This is a genomic window from Brevundimonas variabilis (assembly GCF_014199945.1).
Lineage (GTDB): Bacteria > Pseudomonadota > Alphaproteobacteria > Caulobacterales > Caulobacteraceae > Brevundimonas > Brevundimonas variabilis.
The window spans coordinates 426,007-448,941 of the sequence record NZ_JACHOR010000002.1; the positions used below are offsets into that span (position 1 = coordinate 426,007).

Genomic DNA, 22,935 nt, shown 5'->3' on the forward strand with positions numbered 1-22,935 from the left:
TTATCGGACATAAAATGACAGCCCAAGACCCAGGGACCCATAAGCTTGTCGCCCTGCCGGGATCACCCCGGCACGTCGCTTTGATCATGGACGGCAACGGACGGTGGGCGGAAGCCCGGGGCCTGCCTAGAGCCATGGGACATCGCGAAGGTGTCCAGGCCCTGAAGCGCACGGTTCAGGCAGCGCCGTCGCTGGGCATCGAATGTCTGACGGTTTTCGGTTTTTCGACCGAAAACTGGCGTCGTCCGGTGGAGGAAGTGTCCGACCTGATGGGTCTGGTCAGGTCCTATGTGGCCAGCGACCTGAACCGCCTCGCGCGTGAGGGCGTGCGGGTGAAGGTTTTAGGGCGTCGCTGCGGCCTGCCGAAGGACATTGCAGAGATCGTCGAGCGGGCTGAACGCACGACGGCGCACAATAACCGTTTCGTGCTTCAGGTCGCCTTCAACTATGGCGGCCGCGCGGATCTGGTCGATGCTGCCCAGAGGCACGTGGACCGCGTGCTCGCAGGAGAGGCCAGCGGTCCGCTCGATGAGGCGATGTTCGAATCGGGCCTATCCACGGCGGGATCGCCGCCGCTCGATCTTATCGTCAGGACTTCCGGCGAGCAGCGCCTGTCCAACTTCCTGCTTTGGGAAGCAGCCTATGCCGAACTGGTGTTCCAGGACGTCCTGTGGCCGGATTATGGACCCAAGGCGCTGGGTGACGCAGTTGCCGTGTATCGTCATCGTGACCGGCGCTTCGGCGGTGTCGAGGTACAGCCGGCACTCGCGACGGGCTGATGGCGGTCAGGGTTGGCGATATCGGGCTGAGAGCTGCATCGGCCGTTGTGCTGGCTCCCGCCGCATTGCTGGCGACCTGGGCTGGCGGTCTGTGGTTCCTTGCGCTGGTCCTGATCGGCACCGTCCTCCTGGCGATGGAGTGGGCGACGATGAGTGCGCCCCGCAACTGGCGCACGGTCACGACTGCGGTCACGGCTGCGCTCTTTGTCTCAGCGATCCTGATGCATCTGGGCCATACGGCGCTGAGCCTGATCATGCTCGTCGTCGGGGCTGGACTAGCCGGGATGATGGCCAAGCTGCGACGCGATGACGGGGTCGATGCAGCTTATGGGGTGCTTTACCTGGGTTGGCCAATTGCCCTGCTGATATGGCTGAGAGACGTCGACTCCGCTGTCGGCCTGACCTGGACCGCGCTGGTATTCGTCGTCGCCTGGTCGTCGGATATCCTGGCCTATCTGGTCGGCAGCACCGTGGGTGGCCCCAAGCTCTGGCCGCGTTTTTCGCCCAACAAGACCTGGTCGGGCTTCCTTGGGGGGCTGGTGGCCGGGATGGTAGCGGGGGCTGCCATGGCAGGCTGGCTGGACATGGGCCGACTGAACGTATTCTGGGGCGGGGGGCTCGGGCTTGCCGCGGCGTTGGCGACCATGGCTGGCGACCTCTGGGAATCGGCCTTGAAGCGTCGTTTCGGGGTGAAGGACAGCGGGACCATCATCCCCGGTCACGGGGGCCTGCTGGACAGGGTGGACGGCCTGATGTTTGCCATCGTTGTGGTGGCGACGGGTCGGGTGCTGGTGAATATCATGGAGCGTGCCGGGTGATCCGCCGTCGTGTCAGCGTGCTGGGCTCGACCGGCTCGGTCGGGGTTTCGACCCTCGATCTCATGGATCACGCGGAGGCGGCAGGGTCTGCGGCATTCACGGTCGAGGTCCTGACGTGTGGCGACAACATCGCCCTGCTCGCCGAACAGGCGCGCCGCTGGAAGCCCGCTCTCGTCGTGACCGCCGATCCGGCTCGCCTTGAGGATCTGAGAGCTGCACTGGCGGGATCGGCAACTGAGGTGGCGGCGGGTGACCAGGCCATCGTGGAGGCCGCGACCCGGCCTGCGGACATCGTGATGGCCTCGATCGTGGGCGCGGCGGGCCTGCGATCGACCTGGGCGGCGGCCGGGACGGGGGCAACCCTCGCGCTCGCCAACAAGGAAAGTCTCGTCTGTTGCGGCCCCGGCCTGCTTGCCCGGGTAAGGGCGGCTGGCAGCCAACTGATCCCGGTCGATTCGGAACACTCGGCCATCTTCCAGGTCTTTCCAGCCGGAAATCCGGAGCAGGTCTCGCGCCTGGTGCTGACCGCTTCGGGAGGGCCCTTTCGTCAGACTTCCCTGGCCGAGATGGCGAAAATGTCGCCCAAACAGGCTGTTGCCCATCCGAACTGGAGTATGGGGGCCAAGATCTCGGTTGATAGCGCCACCATGGCCAACAAGGGGCTGGAGACCATCGAGGCCGCCTATCTGTTCAACATGGGTGCCGAACGGATCGACGTGGTGGTCCACCCCCAGTCGATCATCCACAGCCTGGTGGAGTTCGTCGATGGCTCGACCCTGGCCCAGATGGGGCCGCCCGACATGAAGACGCCCATCGCCTGTGCCTTGGCCTGGCCTGACCGGCTGAGCTGGCCAGCCCCGAAGCTTGACCTGGCGGCCCTCGGGCAGTTGACCTTCGAAGCTCCGGACGAGGTTCGCTTTCCGGCCCTGAAACTGGCGCGCCAGGCCCTTATGGCCGGGGGTACGGCTCCGACCGTCTTCAATGCCGCCAATGAGGTTGCGGCCTATGCCTTCCTCGATCACAAGCTGGGCTTTCTCAATATTGCCGCAGTCGTCGCCGAAACGCTGGAGCGGGCGGAGAAGACCGGCATGATTTCCAATGCAGCAGACGGCTGTGATGCAGCGCTCGAGATCGACGCTGAAGCCCGCATCATCGCGCGTCTTGTCGTTGCAGAACGCGCGTTGGCAGCGTGATATGAGCCAGCATCTGCTTTACGCGACCCGGGACAAATCACATCGATGAACGCCGTCCTCCAGATCCTGACCTATGTGGTTCCCTTTCTCCTCGTACTGACCGTCATTGTGACGATCCACGAAATGGGCCATTTCCTTGTGGCCCGGGCGTTTGGCGTCAAGGTTGACCGTTTCGCCATCGGCTTCGGCAGCGGACCCAGCCGGACCGACCGCCACGGGATCGAATGGCGCATCGGCTGGATCCCTCTGGGCGGCTATGTGAAATTCTCGGGCGATCTGGATGCCTCCAGCGTTCCCGACAAGCGCGGTCTGGACGTGCTGAAGAGCGAGATCATCGCGACACATGGTGTCGGTGCCGAGCGGGACTATTTCCATTTCAAGCCCGTTTGGCAGCGGATGCTGATTGTCGCGGCCGGACCCGCAGCCAACTTTATCCTTTCGATCCTGATTTTCACCCTGCTGTTTTCGGTCGTCGGCGTGGAGCTCCGTCCGGCGCGCGTCGCCGAAGTCACCGCTGGGTCTCCGGCTGCTCTCGCAGGCTTCCGGTCGGGGGATCTGATCACCAAGATCGACGGACGGATCATCGAGGATGCCGGCGAGGTGACCCGTAAGGTGTCCCTGTCCAGCGGAGACGCCATCGCGTTCACGGTCGAGCGCGACGGACGGGAAGTCGAGGTCGTGGCCACGCCGGAACGCCGCGTGGAAAACGATCCTATCGCAGGGCGGGTCACGGTCGGGCGGATCGGCCTGGCCCTGGGCTCGACGTCCGCTGAGCGTCGTCAGGTTCGTTACAATCCGATCGAGGCGGTCGGGCAGGGGGTTCGGGAGACCGGAAACATCCTGGGCACCACCCTGACCTATCTGGGGCGCATCTTCACCGGGCGAGAAAGCGGCGATCAGCTCAGTGGCCCTCTTGGCATCGCCAAGGCCTCGGGGGCCCTGACCAATGCCGCGGTCGATGCCAATCCTGACCCGGGCGCGATCGCGATCAATCTGCTTCTGACCCTGACGAGCTTTGCTGCCATACTTTCGATCGGAATCGGCTTCATCAACCTGATGCCCATCCCGGTTCTGGACGGTGGCCATCTGGTTTTCTACGCCTATGAGGCTGTGGCGAAGAAACCCGTGGCGGCTGGTGTTCAGGAAGCGGGTTACCGGGTTGGTCTTGCTTTGCTGGCGGGTTTGATGTTGTTCGCCACCTGGAACGACCTGCAGAAGTTGAACCTGTTCCAATTCCTCGGCGGGCTCGTTTCGTGAGCCGACGCCAGCCCCCGATGGTTTCCCGCATGATGACGTCCATTTCCGCCGCCCAATCCCTTTCGCGCGGTTGCGTTCGCGCTGGAAGCAGCGCCCTGGCGCTAGTGTTCGCGGCCGGTCTGGGCTCCACGGCGATGGCTCAGAGCGCGCCAGCCATCACGACAGCCCCGCTACAGGAAGCGCCCCGGGCCGCTCCGGCCCAGGAGGGCGGCGTCGTCAATCGTATCCTGGTGCAGGGCAACCAGCGGATCGATGCCACGACCGTTCTGTCGTATCTGCCGATCCAGCCGGGCGACACGCTGGATCCGGTGCTGCTGGATGTGGCGATCCGCACCCTGACGCGCACCCAGTTGTTCGCGAACATCCAGATCGGTCTGCAGGCCAACGGCGATCTGATCGTTACCATCGTCGAGAACCCGATCATCAACCAGGTGGTGTTCGAGGGCAACGGCGCGATCAGCGAGGACAAGCTCACTGAAGAGGTCACGGTCGCGCCGCGCGGCATCTACACCCGCGCCCGGGTCCAGGAGGATGTGGGTTCGATCATCGAGCTCTATCGTCTGGGCGGACGGATTTCGGCAACGGTCACTCCCAAACTGGTGCAGCTCGAGCAGAACCGCGTCGACGTGATCTTCGAGATCGACGAAGGCCCAGAGACGGGTCTGCGGACCATCACCTTCCTGGGCAATCAGGAGTTCAGCGACAGCGACCTGCGCGAAGTGATGGTGACGAAGCAGACCCGCTGGTTCCGCCTGTTCAATACCAACGATAACTACGACCCCAACCGCCTGGACTACGATCGCGAGCAGCTGCGGAAATTCTATACCAACCGCGGCTATTACGACTTCCGGATCGTTTCGGCCGTAGCGGAGCTGGCCCCGGACGACAGCGCCTTCGCCATGACCCTGACCGTCGATGAAGGCGCGAAATTCAACTTCGGCGAGGTCAAGGTTGTGACCGAAAACGCGCGGCTGAACGGCGATTTCCTCGCCCTGCTGCTGCCGATCCAGACCGGAGACCTGTACGAGAGCGACAAGATCGAGTCCTCGGTCGACGCCCTGACGTTTGCAGCCGGTTCGGCCGGCTATGCCTTCGTCGAGATCAATCCGACCTATACGGCAAACCGCGAGACCAACACCGTCGACGTGACCTTCAACGTCAGCGAAGGCCAGCGGGTCTATGTCGAGCGGATGAATGTGGTTGGCAACACCCGCACGATCGACCCTGTGATCCGCCGCGAGCTTCTGCTCACGGAAGGTGACGCGTTCAACCGGACGCTTGTCGAGGCGTCACGCAACAACCTGCGTAGGCTGGGCTTTTTCAAGGAAGTGACGATCGAGGAAACGCCGGGATCTGCCCCGGACCGTTCGGTCGTCAATGTTACGGTCGAAGAGCAGCCCACCGGCGAACTCTCTGTCGGTGCAGGCTTCAGCTCGGTCGACAGTTTCGTGGTCAACCTCGGGATTTCCGAGCGGAACTTCCGGGGTCGCGGCCAGAACCTGACCGCCCGGGTCGAATGGGGCTCCTTGCGCCAGCAGATCGATTTCCGCTTTACCGAGCCGAAATTCCTGGGCCGTGACGTCGGCGCCGGCTTCGACATGTTCCACTCGCGCTACGACTTCCAGGACGAGTCTTCGTTCGACTATCGTTCGACCGGGGCCGGGCTGCGCCTGTCCTATCCGCTGAACGGCTATACCCGGTTCAGCACGCGTTACTTCGTGAAGGACGACGAGATCATCGTCCCGTTCGGATATTGCGATGCGGGCGGCGCGGGCTCGCGCGCCCTGTGTGAGCAGGTCGGGGCTTCGTTGAACTCCTCGGTCGGCTACACGCTGCAGATCGATCGCCGAAATGACCCGATCCGCGCCACGCGCGGCTGGAGTGGTGCGCTGCGTCAGGACCTGGCGGGCATCGGCGGCGACGTAAACTATCTGAAGACCGAGGTCGACGGTGCCTGGTATTACGGCATCACGCCGAACTGGATCGTCAGCCTGCAGGGCTCGCTGGGCTATGTCACGGGCTGGAACGGTGATGCGGTCCGGATCAACGACCGCTTCTTCCGGGGTGGCAACACATTCCGCGGCTTCGAGACCGCGGGCCTTGGACCGCGCGACCTGCGCACCAATGACTCTCTCGGCGGCAATTTCTACGCAGTCGGCAGTGCAGAGCTGACCCTGCCGAACGGCCTTCCCGAACAGTATGGCATTCGCACCTCGCTGTTTGCCGACGTTGGCACCACAGGCCTGCTGGATGACCGCTACACCCTGACCTCGGGTGGGGTGGTCGATACCCAGATCGTCGACGACCTGTCCCTGCGGGCCTCGGCCGGCCTCAGTGTGCACTGGCGCTCACCGATGGGACCGATCCGCTTTGACTTCAGTCAGATCCTGTCCAAGGAAGACTACGACCAGTCCGAAACCTTCCGCTTCTCCACCTCGACCCAATTCTAAGCCCGGTCCCAAGGGCCACACGTCTCCACAAGGTACGTCATGAAAATCCTCGCCATCGGCGCTCTCGCGCTTACCTCGCTTCTCGCCACGACCGCCCTGCCGTCGGCGGCGACGGCCCAGACAGCTGGACCCGTCAATCAGGGACCTGCAATCCCGGGCGTCTGCGTCTATTTCAACCAGCGCCTGCTGGCCCAGTCGACTGTTGGCGCTTCGGTCCAGGCGCGCATGGAGCAACTGGCGACGGAAGTTCAGGGTGAACTCGCCCCCTACGGCACGTCGATCACCAATGAGTACCAGCGCATCCAGGCCGGTGGCCCAACGGTGACTGACGCTGATCGCCAGGCGCTGCAGACCCGTGTTCAGGAAGCCCAGCTGCTTGAGCAGACGCGCGAGAACGAGCTTCGCTACACCCTGTCGGAACAGCGTCGCCTGATCTCGGCTGCCGTCGAGCCCCTGCTTGTGACCGTCTATCAGGAGCGTGGCTGCGGGATTCTGATCGACCGCGAAAGCGTCTTCATTCTGAACCCGGCCATGGATGTGACGGACGCGGTGATCGAGCGCCTGAACACGGCCCTGCCGTCGCTCAGCTTCAACCGTCTGCCTGTGCCGGTCCAGCAGCCCGCACAATAAGACCCCGAGCGGGCGCGAGGGACCATGCCGGACGCCCGCTTCTTTCTGACGCTGGACGCGATCAAGGTCTCCGACCTTGCCGAGCGGATCGGCGGCACACTCGTGCGCGGCGGTGACGCTGTCGTTACGGGGGTTGCTCCCCTGGCAACCGCTGATGATCAGACCGTGGCCTTTCTGGGTGACCGCAAATTCGTCGAGGCCATGGCCTCGACTTCTGCGGGGTGCGTTATCCTTCCGGAATCCGCTGTCGAGCTCGCGCCGTCGTCAGCGGCTGTGATCACCTCGCGCGAGCCACAGGCCGCATGGTCCAGAGCCGCTCTTGCGCTCCACAGACCCATCCTGCTCGATCACGCCGCGTCCGTATCCGAGGTCTGCGAGGACGAGAGCGTCAGCCTCGCGCCGGGTGTGGTGCTCGGCAAGGGAGCCCGGATCGGGCGTGGCACCCATGTCGGAGCCAATACCGTCATCGGACCGGGCGTCCAGATCGGGCGCAACTGCCAGATCGGCAGCCAGGTCACCCTCGGCTTTGCGCTGATTGGCGACCGCGTCACCATCCTGTCCGGAGCCCGCATCGGCGAAGCCGGGTTTGGTGCCGCAGGCTCAAGCACTGGCCCGGTCGACGTGCCGCAACTGGGGCGCGTCATCCTGCAGGACGGCGTGACGATCGGTGCCAACACCTGCATCGATCGCGGGGCGTTTGATGACACGGTCGTTGGCGAAAACTCTAAGATCGATAACCTGGTCCAGATCGGCCACAACTGCGTGATCGGTCGCAATGCGCTGATCGCGGCGCACACCGGGATTTCCGGTTCGGTCAGGGTCGGCGACAATGTGATGTTTGGCGGCAAGGCCGGCATCGGGGACCACATCTCGATCGGCGAGGGGGCCCGTGTGGCTGCCGGTGCCGGCGTCCTGGCCGATATTCCGGCTGGCGAGACCTGGTCCGGTTATCCGGCCAAACCGATCCGTCAGTTCTTGCGCGAGACGGTCTGGCTTGCCAGACAGGTAACCCGCAAGAAGGGCGAAGGGCGTGACTGAACAAACCGACACTATCCGAATCGACTATGCCGAGGTCATGCGGCGACTGCCTCATCGCTACCCGTTCCTGCTGGTGGATCGCGCCGAGGATTTCGTCGCGGGCGTTTCGATCACCGGCATCAAGAACGTCAGTCACAACGAGCCCTTCTTTCAGGGCCATTTCCCGATCGATCCGGTCATGCCGGGCGTCCTGATCGTCGAGTCGATGGCCCAGACCGGGGCCTTGCTGATGTCCAAGACGCTGGACGTCGCCGTCGAGGGCAAGGTCATCCTGTTCATGTCCATTGATGGCGTCCGCTTCCGCAAGCCCGCCCGGCCCGGCGACCAGCTTCGGCTGCAGGTCAAGGTCACCCGGCAGCGGGGCGACATCTTCAAATTCCGGGGCGAGACCTACATCGACGGCAAACTGGCTGCCGAAGCCGATTTTGCAGCCATGGTGGCGACCGTCGCTGATCCGGTCACGCCGTGATCCATCCCAGCGCAATTGTCGACCCCTCTGCTGACCTCGCGGCCGATGTCGTCGTCGGCCCGTGGTGCACGGTCGGTCCCGGCGTCGCCTTAGCAGAGGGTGTGCATCTGGTCAGCCATGTCGTGATCCAGCAGGACACCACGGTCGGCGCGCGAACGGTGATCCATCCGTTCGCCGTTATGGGTGGTGATCCCCAGCACAATGGCTATCGCGGCGAGCCTGTACGGCTGGAGATCGGCACGGACAACAGCATTCGCGAGCACTGCACCTTCAACCGTGGAACTCCCCAGGGAACCGGCGTGACGCGTGTCGGGTCGCACGGGCTGTTCATGACCGGGGCCCACGTCGGTCATGACGCGGTCGTGGGCGACACGGTCGTCATGGCCAATCAGGCCACACTGGGCGGACATGCGCGGATCGGGGACCGGGTGTTCCTTGGGGGGCTCTGCGCCGTGCATCAGAACGGACGGGTCGGGCAGGGGGCCATCGTCGGGGGACTGGCGGCTGTGACCCGTGACGTCATCCCCTATGGCTCTGCCTGGGGAAATCATGCGCAACTTCACGGGCTCAACCTGATCGGGTTGAAGCGCAAGGGCTATGGCAAGGATGCGATCCGCCGGTTGCTGGCGGCGTACCGGGACCTTTTCGAGGGGCGGGACGTCTTCGTAGAGCGGCTGGACCGGGTCGAGGCCACGTTTGCCGATCTTCCCGAGATTCAGGAGATCGTCGGGTTCATCCGCGCGGACTCCAAACGTCCCCTGTGCCTGCCAGGCGCATGACGGCACCCGTGGCAGGGCGGCTGGGCCTGATCGCGGGCGGCGGCGAACTCCCGCAGGCCATCGCGCGGCGCTGCGAGGCGGAGGGGCGGGGGCTGTATGTCATCCGGCTGGCTGGTTTCAGCGACACTCAACTGGAACGCTGGCCGGGCGAGACCTTTGGCATGGCCGAGATCGGAGGCATCCTGAAGGCCCTCAAACGGGAAGGCTGTACCGCCATTTGTCTGGCCGGGACGGTCAATCGTCCGGATTTCAAGACGTTGAAGCCTGATTTGAAGGGCGCGTCTGTGCTGCCCGGGATCATCGCTGCCGCGACCCGGGGGGATGATGCCCTCCTTCGCAAGATTCTGTCGGTGTTCGAGAACGAGGGATATGCCGTCGAGGGAGCCGACGACATCCTGGGCGGCCATACCCTGCCGCTCGGGGCATTGGGCGGCATCAGTCCCACGACCGACCAGTTGTCTGATCTCAGAAAAGCTCTCCACGTCGCGGAAAAAGCGGGAGAACTCGATATCGGGCAGGGTGCCGTGGTCTGTGACGGACTGGTTCTGGCCGTAGAGGCTCAGGAGGGGACGGACGCGATGCTGGCCCGCGTCGCCGGACTGCCCGCCGATCTCAGGGGATCGGGATCTGCCCGCAAGGGCACGCTGGGCAAGGCCCCCAAGCCGATCCAGGACCTAAGGGTGGACATGCCCGTGATCGGCACACGCACGATCGAACTGGCGGCTGCGGCAGGCCTCGCGGGCGTCGGGGGGCTGGCCGGCCACCTGATCCTGATTGACCGCGAAGGAATCATCGCGGCTGCCGACCGACTGGGTCTGTTCGTCTGGGGCGAAGATCCGTCGTGACGGCCCCGGTCAAGATCATGCTCGTGGCGGCCGAGGCGTCCGGCGACGCGCTGGGAGCCGGGCTGGCAGCCGCTCTCAAGCTTCAGGACCCAGAGGTCACCTTTGTCGGCATCGGTGGCCCGCGCATGGCAGAGCAGGGGATCATCAGCCCGTTCGACATTGCCGAACTGTCCATCCTCGGATGGCTGGAGGGTCTTCGGGCCTATGGCAGGGTGCGTGTGCGGGTCGCCGATACCGTGGCCATGGCGGTTCGGGAACGGCCCAACGCGGTCGTTCTGATCGACAGCTGGGGGTTCACGATCCGGGTCGCCCAGGCCATCCGGGAGGTTTTGCCGGACGTGAAGCTGATCAAATATGTCGGACCCCAGGTCTGGGCCTCGCGGCCCGGGCGAGCCAGGGCCCTTGCCCAATCTGTGGACCATCTTCTTGCGCTTTACAGCTTTGATGCTCCATGGTTCGAGCGTGAAGGGCTGCCGACGACCGTCGTCGGCTCCCAGGCCCTGCATATCGACATGAGCGCCGCGGATCCGCAGCGGTTTCGGGCCCATCGCAACCTGACCATGGATCAGCCCCTGCTGCTGATCCTGCCTGGGAGCCGACCGAGTGAGATCCGCCTGATGACGCCGGTTTACGAACAGGCGGCCATCGCGCTGAAGGCTGAACGTCCTGATCTGGCTGTTGCGGTCGTTGTCGCCGGAACCGTGGCCGATGACGTCAAGGCAAGGGTCGCGGCATGGCCCTTCCGCGCGCATCTCGTCGAGGAGGTCGACAAGCTCTCGGCCATGAAGGCCGCAACCGTGGCTCTCGCCACCAGCGGGACGGTCTCGACCGAACTGGCCCTGGCCGGAGCCCCGATGGTCATCGGCTACCGGTTCGGTCCTGTCAGCTATGCGATCATGAAGCCGTTCTTCACCGGCAAGTATGCCACTCTGTTCAACCATGCGGCCGACGCGGAAATCGCCCGCGAACTCATCCAGGGCGATGCCAAACCTGAACGGTTCGTGGCAGAGGTCGGTCGCCTGCTGGACGACCCAGCAGCCCGGAGCGACCAGACTGAACGTCAGACTGCGGCCCTTGACCGGATGGGACGCGAAGGTCGCGATCCGTCTGAAATCGCAGCGGAAACTGTTCTGCGAATCGCAAGAAGGCAGATGGTCCCGCACTAAAACAGAAAAAGGGGGCACAGCCTATGCGCTGCGCCCCCCTTGTCAGTTTGCCGGGATGGCAGCTTAGCTTAGGCGGGCAGCGATTCCGGTCAGCGTTTCCTTCAGCCCTGTCATTCGCCTGGCGGTCTGGTCGGAGCCTGAAGGCTGAACCTGTGCAGCGAGATCGCGCAGGCTGCGGGCCATTGCAGCATCCTGCATTCCCCCGTCGACGAGTGCTGTCGCCCGATCCAGGACGGCCGTGATCTGCGTCCGCATCTCGACCGGCATCGAATCCGTGCGCGCAAGCTGGTCCAGATAGGCCTTGGCCACGACCGGGTGCGCCGGCCATTTGACCGGGAACTGCTGCTGCGGGTTCACCGTGCCACCTTCATCGGCCATGCGGGCCGCGGCGATCTCGTTCTCGGTCAGATGCTCGCTCGGCGTCAGGGCCAGAACATCCAGACCGCGGGCGATTTCCGTGCCGTAGATCAGGCCATCGTACCAGTAGACCGACCAGAAGCCGCCCATGGTGCCGTGTTGCTCGTTGACCGGACCGCGGTCGAAATAGGCGATCTCGCGAACATTCGACGAGTCGGTGAAGTCGCTGATCGAGATGCCGCCCTGGTACCAGGCCTGGACGAACAGGTCGCGTCCCGGAACCGGAATGATCGAGCCATTGTGGGCGACGCAGTTCTCCTTGTCGCCTTGAGGGGCCGGCAGTTTGTAGTAGCTGCGGAATTCCAGCTGGTTACCGACGATATCGTAGACAGCATTGGCACCCCAGGTCTTGGGGTCCTGAACCCGGCAACGCGGACGCCCGCCGCCACCCCATTCGTCGGTGAAGATGACCTTGGTCCCGTCATTGTTGAACGTGGCCGAGTGCCAGTAGGCAAACCCTTCGTCCGTGACGGCATCGAGGCGCCGGGGCGCGCGGGGATCGGAGGTGTCGAACAGGATACCGTTTCCGGAACAGGCTCCGCCCGCGATGTTCCTGGACGGGAACAGGGTGATGTCATGGCACTGGTCTGTGCGGCTGGTGGTCTGGGTGCCTTCCCCATGGTCACCGCCCGCCCAGAGCCCGGCGATCCGGCCCGTCTCGGTATCGGCAAACACCGATGGACTGTCGACGATCCGGGCCTGGGATGGATTCGCGACCGGGATCTCTATGACATCGATGCGGAACAGGGCCGTGCGGGCATCGCCGGGTGCACCGACCACACAGCCGGCCAGTTCCTTCTCGTCGCGGACGTTGGCCGTGCCGGAGTTGTAGACCACGAGAGTCCGTGGATCGGCCGAGACGACGGTGTGGGTGTGGGACCCCCGGCAGGTCTGGACCTGGCCGACCTGGACAGGCTGGGCGGCATTGCTGATGTCGAAGATCCGCAGACCCCGGAAGCGCTCCGGTGTCGGGTCCGAACCGACGCCCTGACGACCGCAGTCGACCCGGCCGCTGTTCGACTCGACCGACATCAGGAGCAGGTCGCCGACGATCGAGACATCGCCCTGGCCACCCGGACAGACAACCGAGCTGATCAGTTGCGGTACATCACCCAGACCGAGCCGGTAGAGGTTGAAACCATGGTAGTTTCCGACTGCCAGAAGATCACCCTTGAACGCCATGTCCGTGTTGGCAAAGCTCAGGAACGGAGAGCGACGGCCATACTGGGCAGCGGATTCCGGCCGGGTGGTCCTGTCAGACTGTGTGTCGGCGTCATCGGACGCGGACGGAATGGGGGGCGGCAGGCCGGCTGGATTTTGGGGGTCGAAGAAGCCCGTGGGCTTCGGAAGGCTGGCCACCAGGGTCATGTTGCTGGCAGCCTGCTGGGCGTCGCGGAAGTCGCCCTTCAGTGTGCTGCGGGGATCTTCGGCGCGCTCTCGGAGCAGAGCCGACATGCGGTTGATTTCGGCCTGTTGTTCGTTTGTGACGTCATTGGCGAACCTGAACAGGACGGGATCATAGGCCGAGCCAGAACGGCCAAACAGCGTGCTGACCATTTCGACGGCGCCCTCGTGGTGCGCGATCATGCGCTCGAGGAACTGGCGGTCGAACTCTGGACCGCTGGCTGCTGCCATGGCCGACATCTGGGCCGGGGTCGCCATGCCCGGCATGCTCGCATGCGAACTGTGATCCATGGACGCGTGCCCGGCACCATGGGAGCCATGATCCATCCCCGCCATGGCATGGCCCTGCGCGGGATCAGGCGCCGTCTCCCCGCGCTCGGTCAGCCAGCCGCGCATGAAGGTGATCTCGTCAGCTTGCGAGGCATTGATCCGGCCCGCGATGTCGATAACCGCCTGGGTATTGGTTCGGTCGCTGACCAGCTTTGCCATTTCGACGGCCTGGGCATGGTGCAGGATCATGTCCTGCATGAATTTCACGTCGTCCGCAGAATAGCGATTGTCGGCAATGCGCGCGGCGTCTGCGCCTTCAAGCGCCCGCGACGCCTGTCCAGGGGCTCCCGGCTGAATGATCGGCGCCTGCTGGGCCACGGATCCCGTGGCGAACAACAGGACCCCGGCTGCGACGGAACTCCCCAGAATTCCACGAATGGTCGGACGAACGGTCTGCAACGGCTTCACTCCCTCGGAATTGCTCAGCCACACCGGTAGCATGCAGAAACGCGACTGCATAAGCGGCCCCTTCAGCCGATCCCCAAGGGCGGCGTGGGTTCAGTCCATTGCCTCTGGAGCCGCTGCCCCCTGTGCATTACGGTGTCGGCGACTGAACACATGACGGTGGACGCCCAATGACAGTTCGATCCCCGAAAAAGAGCGAAACGCTGGAAATCCGGCTGCCGCACGCGTCCAAGGTGGCGTTCATGGCCAGATGCCGGGCCCAAGGTGTCACAGCCAGCGACGTCCTGCGCGGCGTTATTGAAACCCATGGCCAAAGCCACCGTGAGCCAGCCCGCAGATGGGGGCGCTGGTTACAAGCCCTGGCCGTCGCCGGGACGGGTGTCCTGATCGGTGCCGTGGCCGCGCCGTCCATCGCTCAGGCCTTGCCGCAGCGGGCGGCCTTTGAGCGGCTGGATGTCAACAATGACGGGTTTCTGACGCCTGCGGAGTTCGAGGCGCGCTAGCGAATACGCTTCAGGAAACGCCCGGATCTCAGGTCAAACCAGGTCCAGGGTTTGTAGATGGCTGCTCCCGGGTGCCAGGATGCGACCACGATGTCGGCGCGACCGACGATGTTTTCGAGAGGAAGCAGGCCGACGCCGACATTGCCGGGCCAGCGACTGTCGAGCGAATTGTCGCGATGGTCACCCATGACGAAGACGAACCCATCGGGCACAACGATCGGAGCCCGGTCGTCCCCCGGCTGATCCGGCCCCTGCTCGAAGATGACATAGCGGCGGCCGCCCGGTTGCTGCTCGGCTACCCGCTGGACGGGCCGCAGGGGCATGTCGACGTCGATTCCGGGCCCCAACAAGGTCTGTGGCAGGGGACGCGCATTGACGATCACCTCGCCCTGCCTGATCTCGACACGGTCGCCGGGCAGGGCAATGGCGCGCTTGATCCAGATCTCCCGCGGACGGCTCGGACGGCGGAACACGACCACGTCACCCCGGGCAGGCAGACGACCCAGCAGCCGCCTCGCGGCGAGGGGCGGATCAAAGGGGAGGGATGCCTGGCTCCAGCCATACGCAAATTTGGACACGACGATATAGTCCCCGACAACAAGTCCGGGCTCCATCGAGGCCGAGGGGATGGTGAAGGGCTGCAAGACCGCAGTCTGGAACGCGAGCGCGCCACAGACGGCAATGCCGACGTCACGGAACCAGGGGACCAGGGTGGACGGCTGTGCCGGCGTGGAGGCTTTGCGAGGGAATGGCTGGGTCTGGGTCATGGGGCCAGTCCACCACTCGGCGCGCGCTGACCTCAACGAAAACCGTGTCCGGACACGCCGACAGAGTGTCCGGACAAGAAAACGCCGGGACGGATGTCCCGGCGTTCCTGTCCGCCTGAATGCGTTTAGCCGCGGTTCTGGATCGGGACATAATCCCGCTCGGTCGGACCAGTGTAGAGCTGGCGGGGGCGGCCGATCTTCTGGGTCGGATCGCCGATCATTTCCTGCCACTGCGCAATCCAGCCAACGGTGCGCGCCAGAGAGAACAGGACGGTGAACATCGAGGTCGGGAATCCCATCGCCGACAGGGTGATGCCCGAATAGAAGTCCACGTTCGGGAAGAGTTTGCGCTCGATGAAATACTCGTCGTTCAGGGCGATGCGCTCCAGTTCCTTAGCGACCTGGAACAGGGGATCATTCGGATCCCCGACAGCAGCCAGCACCTCGTCAGCGCTCTCCTTCATCACGGTCGCGCGCGGGTCATAGTTTTTGTAGACCCGATGACCGAAGCCCATCAGCTTGTATTTCTTGGCCTTCACGCCTTCGATGAATTCCGGAATCTTGTCCGGCGTGCCGATTTCCTTGAGCATCGTCAGCGCCTCCTCGTTGGCCCCGCCATGCGAAGGCCCCCACAGACACGCGATGCCGGCAGCGATACAGGCGAAGGGGTTGGCCCCTGACGATCCGGCCAGCCGAACGGTCGAGGTCGACGCATTCTGTTCATGGTCGGCATGCAGGGTGAAAATCCTGTCCATGGCCTTGGCCATCACCGGATTGACGACATAGTCCTCGGCCGGCACTGCGAAGCACATGCGCAGGAAATTCTCGGCGTAGTTCAGATCGTTGCGCGGCGAAACGAAGGGCTGACCGATGTGGTATTTGTAGGCGCGCGCCGCGATCGTCGGCATTTTAGCGATCAGACGGATGGCCGAAATCTCGCGCTGCCGGGCATCATGAATGTCCAGACTGTCGTGATAGAACGCCGACAGGGCTCCTACCGTACCGACCATGATGGCCATCGGGTGCGCGTCACGGCGGAAGCCTTCGAAGAAGCGATCGAACTGGGCATGCAGCATCGTGTGCATGGTGATGCTGCGCTCGAACTTTTCGTATTGTTCGGCCGTCGGCAGCTCGCCGTGAAGCAGCAGGTGGCAGACTTCGACGAAGTTCGACTGTGCCGCCAATTGTCCGATGGGGTAGCCGCGGTGCAGCAGGGTCCCCTTGTCGCCGTCGATGAAGGTGATGGCGCTTTCGCAGGCGGCCGTCGACGTGAACCCCGGGTCATAGGTGAAGGCATCGGTCGCGGCGTAGAGCTTGCGGATGTCGATGACGTCCGGACCGGTCGAGCCGGACAGCACCGGCATCTCCACGGACTTGTCGCCATAGGTCAGGGTCGCCGTTCCGGCGGAATTGTTAGTGTCGGTCATGCTTTGCCCTTGGTCCCTGCGTGAAGCCCGACGCGACCGCGCCAGCTGATGGGTTCACTTAGTCTGTTGCAGCGCATCATCCAAGCGCCCCAGACTTTCGTCGCGCCCCAAAGCCGCCAGAATTCTTGCGATGTCCGGAGAAGGACTCCCGCCTGAAAGGGCCGCGCGCATCGGCGGTCCGATCTTGCCGAAACCGACGCCCTCGACCTCTGCAAAAGCCTTGAGCTCGGCTTCGAGCGCGATCACGTCCCAGTCGGCAGACGAGGCGAGGCGATCGCGCACCCTTGCGATGCGTTCTGCAGTTTCTCCAGCCAGCATTGCCCTGGCCTTTTCGTCAAGTTCGAGCGGACGTCGCTTGATGACAAAGGCCGTCTGATCAGCCAGTTCGATCGTTGTCTTGGCTCGATCCTTGACGAAGGGAAGGGCTCGCCGGAGACGATCCTCATCGCCCTCGCTGGCCCCGCCATTGCGGGCCACATGGGCGTCGAGCGCCAGCCGTGCCAGATGCCCCTCATCCGCGAGGCGGATCCAGTGAGCGTTGACGTGGGCCAGTTTGTCGAAGTCCAGACGTGCAGGAGCCTTGCCGACGCCGGCAAGGTCGAACCACTCGGCGGCCTCGGCATCGTTGAACAGTTCGTGATCGCCATGGGACCACCCGAGTCGTGCCAGGTAATTGCGCATTGCTTCGGGGAGATAGCCCATCTCGGCATACTCATGGACCGCTTGGGCCCCATGCCGTTTTGACAGCTTGGCACCGTCCGGACCATGGATCAGGGGAATGTGGGCGAACACGGGCCGGGGCCAGTCGAGCGCATCGTAGATCAGGGACTGACGCGCCGCGTTGTTCAAGTGATCGTCGCCGCGGATCACGTGGGTCACCCCCATGTCATGGTCATCTACAACGACGGCAAGATTGTATGTCGGCGCGCCGTCCGAGCGCAGCAGGACCAGATCGTCCAGGTCGCTGGTCGACCAACTGACAGACCCCTGAACCTGATCCTCGACAACGACCGTTGCAGGCAGGGGGCGACGGAATCGAACGACATGCGGCAGCGCCGGGTCACCCTCGGCTGGGGCGCGATCACGCCATGGCGACTCAAAGGCCGTGCGCGCGGCTTTCGCCTCGTCGCGAAGTCGGCCTGTTTCCTCCGCTGACGTATAATCCCGATAGGCGTGACCCGTCGCCAGCAGTGTCTGGACAACCTCGCGGTGACGATCGGCGCGCGCGAACTGGAACACAGGCTCCTCATCCGCTGTCAGGCCCAGCCAGCTCAGCCCGTCAAAGATCGCCTTGACGGCGTTATCCGTCGACCGCTCGCGGTCCGTGTCCTCCACACGGATAAGAAACTTGCCTCCGCGGCCTTTCGCGTAAAGATAGTTGAATAACGCCGTTCTCGCGCCGCCGATGTGCAGCGACCCGGTTGGCGAAGGGGCAAAGCGGGTGACAACAGGGGACTGGGGATCTGGAGAGGTCATGAAGGGTACGTCCGAAGGGGCGGCCCTTATACCCTTCGGCACGCCAAAGCCCAGCGTATGGACGTGGTTCAGGACCACCTTACGCGCCGAAATTCTGGCTCAGGGATTGCGATGGCGATTGTGGGCACCGGTTGCTTTCGGTGGCGGCTGCGGCCTGTACTTCGCACTGAAAACCGAGCCATCGCTGTGGCCGCTGCTCATGGTCACGGTGTTGGCTTGCGGGCTGTGGCTGGCTGCGCGCGCGTCTGGACAACGCCGGGTCGTGACTCTGCCCATGATGCTGCTGGCCTGCCTGTCTCTCGGCGTCACCACAAGCAAGGTGCGGGCAGACAGGGTCGCTGGCCCTGTGGCACCGGCACTGTCCGAGCCCGCGACAGTGATGGCCTGGGTCATCGATGTGGACAGTCCCGGAGCCAATGGTGCCAGGGTGGTGATTGCGCCCGTTCACATCCAGGGCCTCTCTCCCAAGGATACACCGCTCAGGCTCCGGACCACCGTCCGGGGCGAGCCGCCCCCGCCGGGGGCGCCGGTTCGATTGTTCGCCATCATCAATCCGCCGCCCCCGCCTGCCAGTCCGGGGGCCTATGATTTCGCACGGGGCGCCTACTTCCAGGGCCTTGGCGGCGTTGCCTTTGCCCTGTCTGACACCCTGCCCACGGCCCTGCCGCCGCCGCCCTGGCGATTGCGGCTCGAGATGAGGATCAATGCCATCCGGTATGCTCTGGCGCAGCAGATCGTGGCGCGACTCGGAGAGCGCACAGGTGGCGTGGCAGCCGCCATGGTTACGGGCCACGAAGCCTGGATCGGGAAGGAGACGCTCGAAGACATGCGCGATTCCGGTCTCGCGCACATCCTGTCGATCTCGGGGCTTCACATGGCCATCGTCGGCGGGTTCACCTTTTTTGGCGTACGTCTGTTGGTCGCAGGATGGCCCTGGCTAGCGTTGCGGGTGTCCGGAAAGAAGCTGGCGGCCGTTGCCGGCCTGGTCGCGGTCGGGACCTATCTCATCCTGTCGGGCTCACCGCCGCCAGCAGAAAGGGCCGCGATCACGGCCTCGATCGCGTTTGCCGCTATCTTGCTTGATCGTCAGGCCCTGACCATGCACGCCCTCGGGGTTGCGGCCTTTGCCGTGCTGCTGCTGCAGCCCGAAGCCATCGTCACGCCGGGCTTCCAGATGTCCTTCGCCGCAACAGCGGCCCTCGTCGCGCTCGTCGAAGTGTGGCCAAGGCGAACGCAGGAAATTTCCGTGCCTTGGCCAGTACTTGTCGTACAGCGGCTCATCTCCTGGGGCGCAACGGCAATGACCGCCAGTCTGGTAGCCGGACTGGCGACAGGACCATTTGCCATGCAGCATTTCAATCGTGTCGCCGTCTACGGCCTGGTTGCGAACATGGCGACATCACCGCTCGCGGACTTTGTCATGATGCCCATGCTGGCCCTCGGGGCCGCGCTCGAACCTGTCGGGCTGGGCGGTCCGTTCCTGTGGGTTGCGGGCACGGCGGTCGAAGCGATGCTGGCTATCGGCAGTTGGGTCGCCGATCTGCCGGGAGCCGTTCAGACTATCCCAAGCGCTCCTGATGTGGCCTTGCCGATCGCCTTTCTGGGCATCCTGTTCATCTGCCTCTGGAAGGGGCAGGGTCGCTGGCTGGGGCTGCCGTTCGCCGCAGCGGTCCTGATCTGGCCCAGAATGCCTGCCCCGGATGTCTGGATCAGCGATGGCGGCACCAATGCGGCCTATGTCCAGGGTCAGGACGCGATCATTCTGCGCCCGGGTGTCCGGACCTTTGCATCGGACGTCTGGTCGAGGCGGCGTGGCCTCCAGCCAGTCCCCCGACCGGACGAAGGCTGGACCTGCGATCGATTTTCCTGTGTGCCCGATGGGGAAAACGGGTCTGTTGCGCTCTGGTGGGGCATTCGCCCCCCGACACAGGATCAGCTCTCCGACCTCTGTTCGGGTGCAAAGATCGTCAGCCTGCGCGCTCCGGTTCGAAGCCTGCCTGCTGCCTGCCAGCAGCGCCTCGTACTTGACGGAGCAGACTATGCGACCGGTGGGGCGGTAGAGCTATGGAAGACTGACGCCGGCTGGGTGGCTCATTGGACATCGGATGATCGGGGCAATCGACCTTGGACCGTCACCGGCCACGGATCCGCCAAAAAAGTTCAGTGATATCGACGGATGAGACCGACAAGTTTGCCCTGAACCTCAACCTGGTCGGGCCCGAAGATCCGGGTTTCGTAGTTGCGGTTGGCCGGTTCCAGCGCGATCGAGGCTCCCTTGCGACGCAGGCGCTTCAGCGTGGCTTCCTCGCCCTCCACAAGCGCGACCACGATTTCGCCTGACGATGCATTGTCGACCCGTTTGATGACGACGAAGTCGCCGTTGAGGATGCCGGCCTCGATCATGGAATCGCCCTCGATCTCGAGCATGTAATGCTCGCCAGAGCCCAACATGGATTCCGGCACCGGATAACGGCCCTGCTCGTGCTGGATGGCGGCAATGGGCGTACCCGCTGCGATCTTGCCCAGAAGGGGCAATTCCCGGATGTCGTTCGCGACCTCGACGGGCACGGCACGTCCACCGCCCTCGATCAGGCCTGGCTTGAACGGGGAGCGCCCTCCGCGCGGGGCCGATGTGGTGGCCTGATCCGGCATCTTGACGACTTCCAGCGCACGGGCGCGATGTGCCAGACGACGGATGAAGCCGCGTTCTTCCAGTGCCGTTATCAGTCGGTGGATGCCGGATTTGGAGGCGAGGTCGAGCGCTTCCTTCATCTCGTCGAACGACGGAGACACCCCAGTCTCCTTGATGCGCTCATGGATGAACATCAGAAGTTCGTGCTGTTTGCGCGTCAACATGGCGAATCGTCCAGAACAAGGCGTGAACCGTTGCCGATGTTCTGTAAGTGTTCCGGGTAAATGTCAACTTAACGGGAACGGAGGTCGGTCAGGCCAGCAGCGCCCGGGTTGCCAGCGCGACATCGTGCTGACGCATCAGGCTTTCGCCAACCAGGATCGCGCGGGCCCCTCCGGCAGCGACCCGTTCCACATCCGAGGGTGTGAAAATTCCACTTTCGGACACAAGCAGGGCTCCGGGCGGGCTCATGACAGAGAGGCGGTCCGTCGCCGAGAGATCAACCTCGAACGTCCGCAGAGACCGATTGTTGATCCCGATAAGATCGCCACCCAGGGCGACCGCGCGAGCCATTTCTGTCTCGTCATGCGTCTCGATCAAGGCATCCATGCCGAGCCGTCGCGCTTCCGACAGGACCTCGGCTGACAGACCGTCGTCGATCATGGCCAGGATAATCAGAATGCAGTCGGCCCCCAGGGCCCGGCTTTCGGCGACTTGCCATGGGTCGACGATGAAGTCCTTGCGCAGGCAGGGCAGGCTGACGGCGGCACGGGCCGCAATAAGGTAACTGTCATTTCCCTGGAAGCTGGGTTCGTCCGTCAGGACCGAAAGACACGACGCGCCGCCCTCCTGATAGGCCTTCGCCAGTTCAGGTGGATTGAAGGCTTTCCGGATCAGGCCTTTGGACGGACTGGCCTTCTTGATCTCGGCAATGAGGGCCGGTCGCCCCGATCTTGCGGATCTGTCCAGCGCCGCCCTGAACCCACGCGGCGCGTCGGCTTCGGCAGCGCGTCGCTCGAGCATGTCCTGGGGAGCCGCAGCCTTGCGTCCAGCCACATCGATCCGCTTGTAGGCCGCGATCCGGTCGAGGATGTCGCTCATGTGTCGCTCTCGGGCAGGGGCATGGACGTTATCCGGGCGAGGGCTTCGAGCGCGGCCGCTGCCTTGCCGTCATCGATCGATCGTGCGGCAAGTGCGACGCCTGACTTCAGATCGCTAGCAACGTCCGCGACGACGAGGGCCGCAGACGCATTCAGCAGGACGATGTCTCGATATGGCACTGTCGCTCCAGCCAGAAGAGCCCGAAGGGCCTCGGCATTCGTCTCTGCATCACCACCTCGCAGACTGGCGATATCAGCCACGGGCAGGCCAGCATCGGCTGGCGTGACCTGAAACCGCCGGACCGACCCGTCCCGCCATTCCGCGACCTCGGTTGGACCGGTCGTCGTCAACTCGTCCAGTCCCTGACCGTGAACGGTCCAGGCACGCGTTGCTCCCAGCCTGCCCAGCACTTCGGCCAGAGGCTCCAGAAGGGCGGGATCATAGACGCCCATCACCTGGCGTTTCGCAAGCGCCGGATTACAAAGTGGCCCCAAAAGATTGAAAACCGTGCGAAATCCAATTTCGGCTCGGATTGGCCCAACGTGTCGCATCGCCCCGTGGAAGGCCGGGGCGAACAGAAAACAGACCCCGGCCTGCTCAAGTGCGAGCCGCTGCTGGTCGACAGAAGCCAACAGGTTGACCCCGAGCGCTGACAGGACATCCGATGACCCGGACCGCGAACTGAGCGCCCTGTTCCCATGTTTGGCCACCTTCAGGCCGGCCCCCGCTAGCACCAGGGCTGCAGCCGTCGAAATGTTCCAGGTGTGCTGGCCGTCCCCGCCAGTACCACAGGTGTCTATGACGTCGTGATCGTGGGGAAAGGGCAGGGCAGCAGCGCGCATGGCGTTTGCGAAGGCCGTGATCTCTTCCACCGTCTCGCCGCGCATTCGCAGGGCCGTCACGGCCGCCGACACCTGCGCCGGGGTGGGCTCACCCCTCAGGCAGGCGGCGAAGAAGTCGCCGGCTTCCTCGGCATTCAGGCGCTGGCCATCGACCAGCCTGGCCAGCAGGGGCTTGAAACCCGTCTCGGCGAAGCCTGTCGACACGAC

Annotated in this window: 20 protein-coding genes; 13 read left to right on the forward strand and 7 right to left on the reverse strand. The window is 64.1% G+C overall.

Features of this window, described 5'->3' with window-relative positions; translation table 11 throughout:
- The first annotated feature begins 14 nt into the window (after nucleotides 1–14).
- From uppS to lpxB, 11 genes are read left to right on the forward strand one after another with little or no spacing between them, the layout of a single operon-like run.
- Nucleotides 15–779: a polyprenyl diphosphate synthase gene (gene uppS / locus GGR13_RS06685; protein WP_183212717.1), complete on the forward strand. Its 765-nt coding sequence runs from the start codon at nucleotides 15–17 to the stop codon at nucleotides 777–779.
- Nucleotides 779–1,597 (forward strand): phosphatidate cytidylyltransferase, encoded by an 819-nt coding sequence (locus GGR13_RS06690; RefSeq protein ID WP_183212718.1) that lies wholly within the window; start codon nucleotides 779–781, stop codon nucleotides 1,595–1,597. The genes uppS and GGR13_RS06690 overlap by 1 nt, the downstream gene beginning before the upstream one ends.
- Nucleotides 1,594–2,790 carry a 1-deoxy-D-xylulose-5-phosphate reductoisomerase gene (dxr, locus tag GGR13_RS06695; protein ID WP_183212719.1) on the forward strand — a complete coding sequence of 399 codons (1,197 nt, stop codon included), beginning with the start codon at nucleotides 1,594–1,596 and terminating at the stop codon, nucleotides 2,788–2,790. Before GGR13_RS06690 ends, dxr begins: the two co-directional genes overlap by 4 nt.
- A gap of 45 nt (nucleotides 2,791–2,835) precedes the next feature.
- The gene (locus tag GGR13_RS06700; protein WP_183212720.1) at nucleotides 2,836–4,047 is read left to right on the forward strand and encodes a M50 family metallopeptidase; all 1,212 of its coding nucleotides are present in this window, start codon (nucleotides 2,836–2,838) and stop codon (nucleotides 4,045–4,047) included.
- Nucleotides 4,048–4,076: 29 nt separating this feature from the next.
- A complete protein-coding gene (gene bamA / locus GGR13_RS06705) occupies nucleotides 4,077–6,497 on the forward strand; it encodes an outer membrane protein assembly factor BamA (protein WP_246347726.1) in 2,421 nt (806 codons plus the stop codon).
- A gap of 39 nt (nucleotides 6,498–6,536) precedes the next feature.
- A complete protein-coding gene (locus GGR13_RS06710) occupies nucleotides 6,537–7,127 on the forward strand; it encodes an OmpH/Skp family outer membrane protein (protein ID WP_183212721.1) in 591 nt (196 codons plus the stop codon).
- A 24-nt stretch (nucleotides 7,128–7,151) separates the two neighbouring features.
- The gene (gene lpxD / locus GGR13_RS06715) at nucleotides 7,152–8,165 is read left to right on the forward strand and encodes a UDP-3-O-(3-hydroxymyristoyl)glucosamine N-acyltransferase (protein ID WP_183212722.1); all 1,014 of its coding nucleotides are present in this window, start codon (nucleotides 7,152–7,154) and stop codon (nucleotides 8,163–8,165) included.
- The gene (gene fabZ / locus GGR13_RS06720; protein ID WP_343060305.1) at nucleotides 8,158–8,634 is read left to right on the forward strand and encodes a 3-hydroxyacyl-ACP dehydratase FabZ; all 477 of its coding nucleotides are present in this window, start codon (nucleotides 8,158–8,160) and stop codon (nucleotides 8,632–8,634) included. Before lpxD ends, fabZ begins: the two co-directional genes overlap by 8 nt.
- A complete protein-coding gene (gene lpxA / locus GGR13_RS06725; RefSeq protein ID WP_183212723.1) occupies nucleotides 8,631–9,413 on the forward strand; it encodes an acyl-ACP--UDP-N-acetylglucosamine O-acyltransferase in 783 nt (260 codons plus the stop codon). Before fabZ ends, lpxA begins: the two co-directional genes overlap by 4 nt.
- Nucleotides 9,410–10,258 (forward strand): UDP-2,3-diacylglucosamine diphosphatase, encoded by an 849-nt coding sequence (lpxI, locus tag GGR13_RS06730; protein ID WP_183213121.1) that lies wholly within the window; start codon nucleotides 9,410–9,412, stop codon nucleotides 10,256–10,258. Before lpxA ends, lpxI begins: the two co-directional genes overlap by 4 nt.
- Nucleotides 10,255–11,424: a lipid-A-disaccharide synthase gene (lpxB, locus tag GGR13_RS06735; protein WP_183212724.1), complete on the forward strand. Its 1,170-nt coding sequence runs from the start codon at nucleotides 10,255–10,257 to the stop codon at nucleotides 11,422–11,424. The genes lpxI and lpxB overlap by 4 nt, the downstream gene beginning before the upstream one ends.
- Nucleotides 11,425–11,487: 63 nt before the next feature.
- Here the strand turns inward: lpxB and GGR13_RS06740 are convergent, their stop codons facing one another.
- The gene (locus GGR13_RS06740) at nucleotides 11,488–13,974 is read right to left on the reverse strand and encodes a DUF305 domain-containing protein (RefSeq protein ID WP_221230450.1); all 2,487 of its coding nucleotides are present in this window, start codon (nucleotides 13,972–13,974) and stop codon (nucleotides 11,488–11,490) included.
- Nucleotides 13,975–14,150: 176 nt separating this feature from the next.
- On the opposite strand from GGR13_RS06740, the gene GGR13_RS06745 reads away from it, so the two are divergent.
- Entirely contained in the window at nucleotides 14,151–14,483 is a 333-nt protein-coding gene (locus tag GGR13_RS06745; protein ID WP_183212725.1) for an EF-hand domain-containing protein, read from the forward strand.
- Here GGR13_RS06745 and lepB read toward each other — a convergent pair.
- The 3 genes from lepB to gltX all read right to left on the reverse strand — a co-directional run bounded on the left by lepB (nucleotide 14,480) and on the right by gltX (nucleotide 18,153).
- The gene (gene lepB / locus GGR13_RS06750) at nucleotides 14,480–15,250 is read right to left on the reverse strand and encodes a signal peptidase I (RefSeq protein ID WP_183212726.1); all 771 of its coding nucleotides are present in this window, start codon (nucleotides 15,248–15,250) and stop codon (nucleotides 14,480–14,482) included. The two genes, GGR13_RS06745 and lepB, sit on opposite strands and share 4 nt — an antisense overlap.
- Before the next feature lie 125 nt (nucleotides 15,251–15,375).
- Nucleotides 15,376–16,677 (reverse strand): citrate synthase, encoded by a 1,302-nt coding sequence (gltA, locus tag GGR13_RS06755; RefSeq protein ID WP_183212727.1) that lies wholly within the window; start codon nucleotides 16,675–16,677, stop codon nucleotides 15,376–15,378.
- Between the two features lie 54 nt (nucleotides 16,678–16,731).
- Nucleotides 16,732–18,153, reverse strand: a complete 1,422-nt coding sequence (gene gltX / locus GGR13_RS06760) for a glutamate--tRNA ligase (protein ID WP_183212728.1) — start codon at nucleotides 18,151–18,153, stop codon at nucleotides 16,732–16,734.
- On the opposite strand from gltX, the gene GGR13_RS06765 reads away from it, so the two are divergent.
- Complete coding sequence (locus GGR13_RS06765) at nucleotides 18,152–20,320, forward strand: ComEC/Rec2 family competence protein (protein WP_183212729.1); 2,169 nt, start codon at nucleotides 18,152–18,154, stop codon at nucleotides 20,318–20,320. The genes gltX and GGR13_RS06765 overlap by 2 nt on opposite strands.
- Here the strand turns inward: GGR13_RS06765 and lexA are convergent.
- The 3 genes from lexA to trpD form a co-directional block, all read right to left on the reverse strand.
- A complete protein-coding gene (gene lexA / locus GGR13_RS06770; RefSeq protein ID WP_183212730.1) occupies nucleotides 20,314–21,009 on the reverse strand; it encodes a transcriptional repressor LexA in 696 nt (231 codons plus the stop codon). The two genes, GGR13_RS06765 and lexA, sit on opposite strands and share 7 nt — an antisense overlap.
- Nucleotides 21,010–21,097: 88 nt before the next feature.
- Entirely contained in the window at nucleotides 21,098–21,886 is a 789-nt protein-coding gene (gene trpC, locus GGR13_RS06775) for an indole-3-glycerol phosphate synthase TrpC (protein ID WP_183212731.1), read from the reverse strand.
- Nucleotides 21,883–22,932, reverse strand: coding sequence for an anthranilate phosphoribosyltransferase (gene trpD, locus GGR13_RS06780; protein WP_183212732.1), 1,050 nt, complete (start codon nucleotides 22,930–22,932; stop codon nucleotides 21,883–21,885). Before trpD ends, trpC begins: the two co-directional genes overlap by 4 nt.
- Between the last annotated feature and the right edge of the window lie 3 nt (nucleotides 22,933–22,935).